At 69.8% G+C, this 8,683-nt stretch carries 11 protein-coding genes; 7 read left to right on the forward strand and 4 right to left on the reverse strand.

Annotated elements, in window-relative coordinates:
- Positions 1–21: 21 nt before the first annotated feature.
- Genes ACFWDI_RS38155 through ACFWDI_RS38165 form a run of 3 tightly spaced genes read left to right on the forward strand, consistent with a single transcriptional unit; the run spans position 22 to position 1,736 of the window.
- On the forward strand, positions 22–354 hold the full coding sequence (locus ACFWDI_RS38155; RefSeq protein WP_385311385.1) for a peptidase: 333 nt from the start codon (positions 22–24) through the stop codon (positions 352–354).
- Between the two features lie 35 nt (positions 355–389).
- The gene (locus ACFWDI_RS38160) at positions 390–947 is read left to right on the forward strand and encodes a hypothetical protein (RefSeq protein ID WP_385311387.1); all 558 of its coding nucleotides are present in this window, start codon (positions 390–392) and stop codon (positions 945–947) included.
- Positions 948–971: 24 nt separating this feature from the next.
- On the forward strand, positions 972–1,736 hold the full coding sequence (locus tag ACFWDI_RS38165; protein WP_385311389.1) for a class I SAM-dependent methyltransferase: 765 nt from the start codon (positions 972–974) through the stop codon (positions 1,734–1,736).
- Positions 1,737–1,817: 81 nt separating this feature from the next.
- On the opposite strand, the gene ACFWDI_RS38170 is transcribed toward ACFWDI_RS38165, so the two are convergent.
- Positions 1,818–2,279: a hypothetical protein gene (locus tag ACFWDI_RS38170; RefSeq protein WP_385311391.1), complete on the reverse strand. Its 462-nt coding sequence runs from the start codon at positions 2,277–2,279 to the stop codon at positions 1,818–1,820.
- 103 nt (positions 2,280–2,382) lie between these two features.
- On the opposite strand from ACFWDI_RS38170, the gene ACFWDI_RS38175 reads away from it, so the two are divergent.
- Positions 2,383–3,210 carry an ABC transporter ATP-binding protein gene (locus ACFWDI_RS38175; protein ID WP_385311393.1) on the forward strand — a complete coding sequence of 276 codons (828 nt, stop codon included), beginning with the start codon at positions 2,383–2,385 and terminating at the stop codon, positions 3,208–3,210.
- A complete protein-coding gene (locus ACFWDI_RS38180) occupies positions 3,207–3,944 on the forward strand; it encodes an ABC transporter permease (protein WP_385311395.1) in 738 nt (245 codons plus the stop codon). The genes ACFWDI_RS38175 and ACFWDI_RS38180 overlap by 4 nt, the downstream gene beginning before the upstream one ends.
- On the opposite strand, the gene ACFWDI_RS38185 is transcribed toward ACFWDI_RS38180, so the two are convergent.
- Together ACFWDI_RS38185 and ACFWDI_RS38190 are read right to left on the reverse strand one after the other, a co-directional pair.
- Positions 3,941–4,555: a hypothetical protein gene (locus tag ACFWDI_RS38185; RefSeq protein ID WP_385311397.1), complete on the reverse strand. Its 615-nt coding sequence runs from the start codon at positions 4,553–4,555 to the stop codon at positions 3,941–3,943. The genes ACFWDI_RS38180 and ACFWDI_RS38185 overlap by 4 nt on opposite strands.
- On the reverse strand, positions 4,548–5,060 hold the full coding sequence (locus tag ACFWDI_RS38190) for a SigE family RNA polymerase sigma factor (protein ID WP_385311399.1): 513 nt from the start codon (positions 5,058–5,060) through the stop codon (positions 4,548–4,550). Before ACFWDI_RS38190 ends, ACFWDI_RS38185 begins: the two co-directional genes overlap by 8 nt.
- Positions 5,061–5,197: 137 nt before the next feature.
- Here ACFWDI_RS38190 and ACFWDI_RS38195 point away from each other — a divergent pair, with 137 nt between their 5' ends.
- Complete coding sequence (locus ACFWDI_RS38195; protein WP_385311401.1) at positions 5,198–6,124, forward strand: L,D-transpeptidase; 927 nt, start codon at positions 5,198–5,200, stop codon at positions 6,122–6,124.
- Between the two features lie 180 nt (positions 6,125–6,304).
- Positions 6,305–7,114 carry a pyrroline-5-carboxylate reductase gene (gene proC / locus ACFWDI_RS38200; protein WP_385311403.1) on the forward strand — a complete coding sequence of 270 codons (810 nt, stop codon included), beginning with the start codon at positions 6,305–6,307 and terminating at the stop codon, positions 7,112–7,114.
- Positions 7,115–7,185: 71 nt separating this feature from the next.
- On the opposite strand, the gene trpS is transcribed toward proC, so the two are convergent.
- Positions 7,186–8,181 carry a tryptophan--tRNA ligase gene (gene trpS, locus ACFWDI_RS38205; RefSeq protein WP_385311405.1) on the reverse strand — a complete coding sequence of 332 codons (996 nt, stop codon included), beginning with the start codon at positions 8,179–8,181 and terminating at the stop codon, positions 7,186–7,188.
- Between the last annotated feature and the right edge of the window lie 502 nt (positions 8,182–8,683).

Below are 8,683 nucleotides of genomic sequence, written 5' to 3' on the forward strand. Positions count from 1 at the left end.
GTTTCAACGGGGGAGAGTCGGATGGCTGTTGAAGAAGTACAGAACGGGGTCAAGGGCGTCGAGGTCGCGGCGGCAGCCGGGGCCGCCGCGGACGAGTCGCTGGGGGCGAAGCGCTATCCGGTCGCACCGGGGTGCCAGCTGAACGTCCGCAGCGGCCCCGGCACCAACTACCGGCTCATCAAGGTGCTCCCGCTCGGAGCCCGGGTGCCGATCAACTGCCAGAAGCCGGGCGAGTCGGTGAGCGGTCCGTACGGCACCACCAACATCTGGGACAACATCGCCAACGGGCAGTTCGTCTCGGATGCCTATGTGCAGACCGGCAGCGACGGCTATGTCACCATCCGCTGCTCCTGACGGGACGGCGGCCTCGCCCGGGGATAATCGACCCCGTGAGCGAGCAGAGCGACCAGAGCGAGAACAGCGGTAGCCACACCGGCAGCGGCGGTGGCGGTGGCGTTATCGGCACCGGCCCGCAGCCCGAGCCCATCCGTTTCTTCGGCACGACCTGGGCCGGCCGCGACGGGGGCTACGGGCTGCGCCGCGTCGGCGTTGCCGTCGGTTCGCTCACCGCCGCCGTCGCCGGCTGTCTGGTCCTGCGCCTCGGCTACCAGGGCCTGGAGATCGCCGACGTCGGCGGCTTCGTCAAGATGCTGGTCATCGTCATGTTCGCGATCTGCAGCGCCGTCGCCTTCCGCAAGACCTGGGAGAGCTTCACGCGGCGCCCCACCGGCACCGCCACCGAGGATGCGCTGCGCAGCCTCAAGGCGATCGGCTTCGTCGGCGCGCTCCTCGCGTACTTCTTCCGCTCCCTCGCCGAGGCGCCGGGCGAGAAGCTGCGACGCGAGGAGTACGAGACGGCCCGCAGCCAGTACGAGAAGCGCCGCGGTAAGCGCACCGGCAACCCTGCCGCCCGTAAGGGAAAGGGCGCCAAGGCCAAGCGTAAGTAGGTGCGTCCCGGTGAGGATGGGCGCATGACGGATCGCCCGCTGCGCGCACTCTCCTTCGACTCGGCCGCCGCTCAGTACGACGCCGCCCGCCCCGGTTACCCGCCCGCGCTCTTCGACACGGTCGAGGAGCTGACCGGCCGTCCGCTCAAGGGCTCCCGTGTGATCGACGTCGGCGCGGGCACCGGTATAGCAACGCGGCTGCTGCGTGACCGCGGCGCCCGGGTCACCGCCGTGGAGCCGGGTCCCGGCATGGCCGACCAGCTGCGCCGCGGCCTCCCTGACATCCCGCTCGTCCGGGGCCTCGGTGACGCGCTGCCGCTGGCCGACGGCTGCGCCGACCTCATCACGTACGCGCAGTCCTGGCACTGGACCGACCCGGCCCGTTCCGCTCCCGAGGCTCTGCGGGTGCTGCGGCCGGGCGGCGCGCTCGCCCTGTGGTGGAACGTTTCGGACCCCGACGTCTCCTGGATCGCCGCACAGGACGAGCGCATCCGTCGCCAGGCACACGGCGCGGCTCATGGCGCAGCCGGCCGCCGCCGGCGCCTGCCGGACGGACTGGACTCCGTGACACGCCGGGTGCGCTGGAGCCGGCAGGTCTCGCTCGACACCCATCTCGACAACCTCGGCAGCCACTCCCTCTTCCTGGTGCTGGGCAAGGAGGCCACAGCCGCCTTCCTCGCCCGGGAGCGCGCCGAGCTGCTCGCGGTCTTCCCGGACGGTGTCGTCGAGGAGGCGTACGCCGTCGACCTGACGGTCACCTTCCGCGCGCCCGGGACATCCACCCTGTAGAGCCGTATCGCTTCCTGCCGCCGGCGGCCTGCCGTCCGCCGCGATCCCGCTGATCCCGGGCGCGGGCTGAGCGCCGGCCGCTCAGGCCCGCTTACGGGAGAACCGCCCGGCCAGCCCCACGACACCGACCACCAGCGCCCCCAGCCACAGCCCGTCCCACAGGCTGCCGAACAGCCCCCGCGCGGTCAGCGCCTGCTGTACCACCACATCGGTGGCGACCATCAGGGCGCCGGGCACGGCCGCGACCCGCCACGGGTGGGCCGCGGCCCAGCGCCGTATCCGGCGGTCGTCACCGGCGCCCGCGCCCGGCCGGTCGCCGAGCACCGCGCCCGCGCCGCCGACCATGAAGAACAGCATCAGCGCGACCGACAACGCACCGGCCAGCACGCCGAGTCCGATTCCGTCGCCGATCGTGCCGAGTACGAGGGTGACGCTGCCGCCCAGCGCACCGACTGCCGCGGCGGCGCGCCATGGCCCGAGCGTCGCCGCGGCGACGGCGAGCCGCCGCCTCTCGGCCTTCGAGATCTCACTGTTGTGGCTCATATGTCCACGGTCCGTCGCTCATCCCCGGGAACGCCATGGGGGATGCCCCTGACGCACCCCCCATCTCTTGACGCGGCAGAGCTCCAGGAGCATTATTCATCACATGATGAATTCTCTCGGGGTTGCCGTCCTGGCCCGCGGCCTCACTGTCGTACGAGGAGACCGCACCGTCCTGCGCGGCATCGACTTCACCGTCCCGCCCGGCCGGATCACCGGCCTGCTCGGACCGTCCGGCTGTGGCAAGTCGACCCTGATGCGCGCAATCGTCGGCACCCAGGCCAAGGTCACCGGGACCCTCGAAATCCTCGGCAAACCGGCGGGCGATGCCGCACTCCGCTCCCGCATCGGCTACGTCACCCAGGACCCGTCCGTCTATGACGACCTGACGGTCCGCCAGAACCTCGACTACTTCGCCGCCGTGCTGCAGCCAGGCCGTCGCCACCGCGACGCCCGGCGCGAACACGTCGCCCGCGCCATCGCCGACGTCGACCTCACCTCGCACGCAGACGCACTCGCCGGCCGGCTCTCCGGCGGCCAGCGCACCCGCGTCTCCCTCGCCGTCGCCCTGCTCGGCACACCCGAACTCCTCGTCCTCGACGAACCGACCGTCGGCCTCGATCCCGTTCTGCGCCGCGATCTGTGGGACCTCTTCCATCGCCTCGCCGACGAACGCGGCGCGGCGATCCTTGTCTCCTCCCACGTCATGGACGAGGCCGAGCGCTGCCACCGCCTGCTCCTGATGCGGGAAGGCGAGATCCTCGCCGAGGACAGCCCGGACTTGCTGCGCTCCCGCACCCGCTCCGCAACGGTCGAGGGAGCCTTCCTCCACCTGGTCGACGAGGCCAACGCTCGTCAGGCCAACGCTCGTCAGGCCAAGACCCGTCAGGCCGGCGCCGATGAGGCCGACGCACTTCAGGAGAACGCCCGATGAGCACCGCACGCACCCTCGCCACCGCCACCCGCGTCCTGCGCCAGCTGCGCCACGACCCGCGCTCCATCGCACTGATGATCTTCGTGCCGTGCGTGATGCTCTTCCTGCTGCGCTATGTGTTCGACGGCAGCCCGCGGACCTTCGACTCCATCGGCGCCTCGCTGCTCGGCATCTTCCCGCTGATCACGATGTTCCTGGTGGCATCCATCGCGACCCTGCGCGAACGCACCTCGGGCACTCTGGAACGACTGCTCGCCATGCCGCTCGGCAAAGGCGACCTGATCGGCGGCTACGCCCTGGCATTCGGCCTCGTCGCCGTCGTCCAGTCCCTCCTCGCCACCGGCCTCGCGCTCTGGGCGCTGGGCCTGGACGTCATCGGCTCGCCCTGGCTCCTGCTGCTCGTCGCACTTCTCGACGCCCTGCTCGGTACGGCGCTCGGCCTCTTCGTCTCGGCCTTCGCGGCCTCCGAGTTCCAGGCCGTCCAGTTCATGCCGGCCGTGATCTTCCCGCAGCTGCTGCTCTGCGGCCTGTTCATTCAGCGCGAGAAGATGCAGCCCGTCCTGGAAGGCATCTCGAACGTCCTGCCCATGTCGTACGCCGTCGACGCCATGACCCAGGTCCTCGGCCACCCGGACGCCACCGCAGACTTCACCCGCGACGTCCTGATCGTCGCGGCCTGCGCGGTCCTGGTCCTGACGCTGGGCGCGGCGACGCTCCGCCGCCGTACCGCCTAGTTCAGGGCGATGACGTCCCCGACCGCGAGCTGGTCGTAGAGCCACTTGGCATCCAGGGAACCCACTCCGATCATGCTTTTGGAGAAGTTCTTGTCCGAAAGGGACTGGGTGACGAACAAGGCGGTGCCATCAGGCCTGGACAGCTCCACCACCCAGCTCGCGTTGAGCACGTAGTCGCCCATGCCGATCGTCTCCGCGGGCACCTTGCGCTTCGGGGACTTGTCCACAACTGTCAGCCGGCCCGGGGCGACCTTGCCCAGGAACACGACCATCGAACGGGGCTGCACGCCGTCCTTGGTGACCGTCAGCGTCCCCGTGCGGCGCTCGATGGTGGCTGCCGGCGCCCGCACCGACACGGACGGGCTCGGCGGCACCGCCGCAGGCGACCGCCGTGCTTCGTCCGCCCTCATCAGCTGCGGCACCCCGACCGCGACACCGGCGATCAGCGCAACGGCCGCCGCCGTCGCCCCGACCACCCGCCGACGACGTCCACGCGCCTCGCCGCGCCGCCGGATCTGACCACCCGACAGCGACGGCTGCGCCTCCGCACCGGCAGCGAGGACACGCAGCGCGGAGTCGAGTCCGTCTTGCTCGCGACCGGTCTCAGACATGGCTGCCCTCCCTCTCGTCCTCGTCGGCAGACTCCCCGGGAGACAACAACCTGGCAAGGGCGGCCCGACCGCGCGACAGCCTCGCCTTGACCGTACCGGCCGGTGAACCTGTCTCCACGGCGATCTGCTCAATGCTCAGATCGCAGAGATGATGCAGCACCACCGCCTGCCGCTGCGCCTCGGGCAGCTTCCGCAACGCCTCCACGAGCACGGTGTGTTCGGGCCCAGGCCCCGGCGTACGGTCCGCCGGCGGATGGTGCCGCACCAGCTCCAGCCACCGCCGCGCCCGCCGCCAGCGACTGACCGCGAGGCGCATCGCGACCGTACGGATCCACGCCTCGGGAGCCGACTCCGCCAGAAATGAGGCACGCCGGTCCCAGGCCCGAACGAACGCCTCCTGGACCACGTCCTGCGCCTCGCCGTGATCGCCCGTCAACGCGTACAGCTGCCCCACAAGCCGGGGGAAGGCGCTCGCGTAGAAGGCGTCGAATTCCTCCTCCGTCACGAGCGGTAGGACAGCCCCGGCGCCTCGCCGGTTCCACGGAAAACCATCCCCGCCCCAGGTGCAACCTGCCTCCCTTCCCATGCGTACAGAAGCCGGACCAACACAGCTGACCATCAGCTGACCCAGGGGGGAACTCAATGCCACGACACATCAGGGCCGCCGTACTCGGCCTGATCTGCGCACTGTCGATCACCGGCTGCTCGGGCGCGGGCGGGACACCGGACGCTGTCGCGGCGCCACCGCGCCGGCCCGCCGCCCACTCCACACCTGAAGCACCACGGCCCACGGCCACCCCACCGTCCGCCGCCACCCTCGGCCACCTGGCCGACGCCACCATCAATATCACCGACGGCCAGCCCGTCGGCGTCGGCCTGCCGATATCGGTGACCTTCAAGCACCCGATACCCAAGTCCCAGCGCGCCGACGTGGAACGCCAACTCACGGTCACCGCCAACCCTGGAGTCACCGGCGCCTGGGCCTGGATCAAGGACCGCAATCTCCACGACGGCCAGCGCGTCGACTTCCGCCCCAGGACCTACTGGAAGCCGGGCACCCGGGTCACCGTCAAGGCCGGCGACTCGCTCTCCCGCTCCCTCACCATCTCCCGCTCCCTGGTGGCCACGGTCGACGTCCGCGCCCACCGGATGACCGTGGTCAAGGACGGCGCCACCCAGACCATCCCCATCACCGCGGGCCGTCCAGGCCTGGATACCTGGAACGGCACGATGGTCGTCTCGGACAAGCAGCGCTGCGTATTCATGGACTCCCGAACCGTGAACCTCGGCGACGCCTATGCCGGCTACTACAGCTACGCCGTCCACCTCACGACTTCGGGCACCTACCTCCACGAGAACCCGAAGGCCAACATCTACGCCGGGCGCAGCAACGTCACCCACGGCTGCATCGGCCTCCCCTCCGACGGCACCGCCCGCCGCTTCTACGAGCAGATCATCCCGGGCGACGTCATACGCGTCACCAACTCCAAGGACCAGGTCGCCTCCGGCAACGGCTACGGCGACTGGAACCTCTCCTGGTCCGAATGGCGCTCCCGCAGCGCCCTCTAGTCCCGGCGGCTCCGGCCATTCCCGGCGGCTCTTGTCAGTCCCGACGGCTCCCGTCAGGGCCCTGGCGTCCGAGGGCGCGGACCGGTGCTCACCCGTACCGCCCCTCGGACAGCCCGGCACAGCCACGCCCCCGGTGCGAGGATGACGGCACGTATCCCCACCGGCGAGGTGAACAGAGCCATGACCCAGACAGTCGCAGTCCTCGGCACGGGCAAGATCGGCGAAGCCCTGCTCAGCGGCATGATCCGCGCCGGCTGGCGCCCCGCCGATCTACTGGTCACCACCCGCCGCGCCGACCGCGCCGAAGAGCTCCGCACCCGCTACGGCGTCGAGCCCGTCAACAACGCCGAAGCCGCCAAGCGCGCCGACACCCTCATCCTGGCCGTCAAGCCCCAGGACATGGGCAAGCTCCTCGACGAACTTGCCCCGCACATCTCCGCCGACCGCCTGGTCATCAGCGCCGCGGCCGGCATCACCACCTCCTTCATCGAGGAGCGTCTGACCGCAGGCACCCCCGTGGTCCGTGTCATGCCCAACACCCCCGTCCTCGTCGACGAGGGCATGTCCGTGATCTCCGCCGGCAGCCACGCCACCAGCGAACACCTCGTCCATGCCGAGGAGATCTTCGGCGGCGTCGGCAAGACCCTCCGCGTCCCCGAGTCCCAGCAGGACGCGGCCACCGCCCTGTCCGGCTCGGGTCCGGCGTACTTCTACTTCCTCGTCGAGGCCATGACCGATGCCGGCATCCTCCTCGGCCTCCCCCGCGCCCAGGCCCACGACCTGATCGTCCAGGCCGCCATCGGCGCCGCCGTGATGCTCCGCGACAGCGGCGAACACCCCGTCAAGCTCCGTGAAGCAGTCACCTCCCCCGCAGGCACCACGATCAGCGCCATCCGTGAACTCGAGAACCACGGTGTACGTGCCGCCCTCATCGCCGCCCTCGAAGCGGCTCGCGACCGCAGCCGTGAGCTCGCCTCGGGCAACGGCTGAGATCGCCGCTACTCCGCCGCCGTGGCGCCACGGCGGCGGGAGCAGCCGCACCCCCTGTCTCCCGTCTGCGGCTACGCGGGCAGCAGCCCGATCGCCCGATAGGCGGCATCGACCCTCGGTCGCGCCATCCCCCTGGCCAGCTCGGCCCCCTTCCTCAGTACGTCATCGACGTGTCCCGGATCCGCCGCCAGCTCGGCATGCCGCTCCCTGACCGGCCTGAGCAACTCCACCACCGCCTCGGCCGTGTCCTTCTTCAACGCTCCGTACGACTCATATACACCGGCCAACTCGTTCGGGTTCCCACCTTCGCAAGACGCCAGAATTTCGAGCAGATTCGCGATCCCCGGCCTGCTCTCACGGTCGTACTCGACCTCGCGCCCGCTGTCCGTGACCGCTCGCATGATCTTCTTGCGCACCATGTCCGCGTCATCGAGCAGATGGACGATCCCGGTCCCGGACTCGTGAGACTTCCCCATCTTCGAGGTGGGGTTCTGCAGATCCATGACGCGCGCCGCCACTGGCGGATGCGTTGCCTTCGGCACCGTGAACGTATGCCCGTACCTCTGGTTGAACCGCACGGCCAGATCGCGGGTCAGCTCCACATGCTGGGCCTGGTCGTCACCCACCGGCACCTCATCGGCCCCGTACGCCAGGATGTCCGCCGCCATCAGCACCGGATACGTCAGCAGCGACACCCGCACACTCTGTCCGGTGGCCCGTGCCTGCGCGCCCTTCTCCTTGTACTGGATCATGCGCCGCAGCTCGCCGTCCGTCGCCGTGCACTCCAGCAGATAGGAGAGCCGCGCGTGCTCGTCCACATGACTCTGTACGAATACGGTGCACCGCTCCGGATCCAGGCCCGCCGCCAGCATGAGCGTCGCGGCCTGCCGACTGAGTCTGCGCACCCGCGCCGGATCGTGCTCCATGGTCAGCGCATGGAGGTCGACCACACTGAACAGCGCGTCCGACTGATGCTGATCGACCTCGACCCACCTGCGCAGGGCCCCGAGGTAGTTGCCCAGGGTCAGATGCCCTGTCGGCTTGATACCGCTGAAGATCCGCGTCATCCCGCTCTCCGATCCTGATGGGAGCCGCCGCGCCGAGCGGCCGGACTCCCGGAGGGGAGTAACGAGAACGGCCGCCGAAGCGGCGGCCGTTGAGTGCATGCGCAAGTGCCGGCCGCCGTCAGGCGGCCCACCACTGAAGGAAGCACGTACGCGTTGTCATGCGCTCGAGAGTACGCCGCCGGGCCCGAGGTTGACAGCACATACGGGCATCCGTAGTGTTCTCCGAGTTGTCCGACGTGAGCACCGACTTCGGCCGGTCCCCGGACAGCCATTCCGCAAGACCCACTACAAGCGAGCGACACTCCGTCGCCCGACTTTCTGTGCGCTTTTGTGAAATGAGGAATCCGCGTTCGAATGGGCGCAACCCCGATTAGCGTCGGGGGGCAGGATTCCGCTAAAGTCTCACTCGTCGGAACGGCCCAACAGCCGGAAAGACAAATCCCGCTGACTGGGAGTCAGGCCCGAAAGGATCTGATAGAGTCGGAACCGCCGGAAAGCCGAA

Origin of the sequence: Streptomyces sp. NPDC060064 (assembly GCF_042736455.1) — a bacterium.
Lineage (GTDB): Bacteria > Actinomycetota > Actinomycetes > Streptomycetales > Streptomycetaceae > Streptomyces.

What these genes read in the sequence shown, in the direction of transcription:
- ACFWDI_RS38180 (WP_385311395.1), top strand. Translation starts at nt 3,207, where the DNA reads ATGAGCACCGCACGCACCCTCGCCACCGCCACCCGCGTCCTGCGCCAG.
- ACFWDI_RS38155 (WP_385311385.1), top strand. Translation starts at nt 22, where the DNA reads ATGGCTGTTGAAGAAGTACAGAACGGGGTCAAGGGCGTCGAGGTCGCG.
- trpS (WP_385311405.1), bottom strand. Translation starts at nt 8,181, where the DNA reads ATGACGCGGATCTTCAGCGGTATCAAGCCGACAGGGCATCTGACCCTG.
- ACFWDI_RS38185 (WP_385311397.1), bottom strand. Translation starts at nt 4,555, where the DNA reads ATGTCTGAGACCGGTCGCGAGCAAGACGGACTCGACTCCGCGCTGCGT.
- ACFWDI_RS38165 (WP_385311389.1), top strand. Translation starts at nt 972, where the DNA reads ATGACGGATCGCCCGCTGCGCGCACTCTCCTTCGACTCGGCCGCCGCT.
- ACFWDI_RS38170 (WP_385311391.1), bottom strand. Translation starts at nt 2,279, where the DNA reads ATGAGCCACAACAGTGAGATCTCGAAGGCCGAGAGGCGGCGGCTCGCC.
- ACFWDI_RS38175 (WP_385311393.1), top strand. Translation starts at nt 2,383, where the DNA reads ATGATGAATTCTCTCGGGGTTGCCGTCCTGGCCCGCGGCCTCACTGTC.
- ACFWDI_RS38195 (WP_385311401.1), top strand. Translation starts at nt 5,198, where the DNA reads ATGCCACGACACATCAGGGCCGCCGTACTCGGCCTGATCTGCGCACTG.
- proC (WP_385311403.1), top strand. Translation starts at nt 6,305, where the DNA reads ATGACCCAGACAGTCGCAGTCCTCGGCACGGGCAAGATCGGCGAAGCC.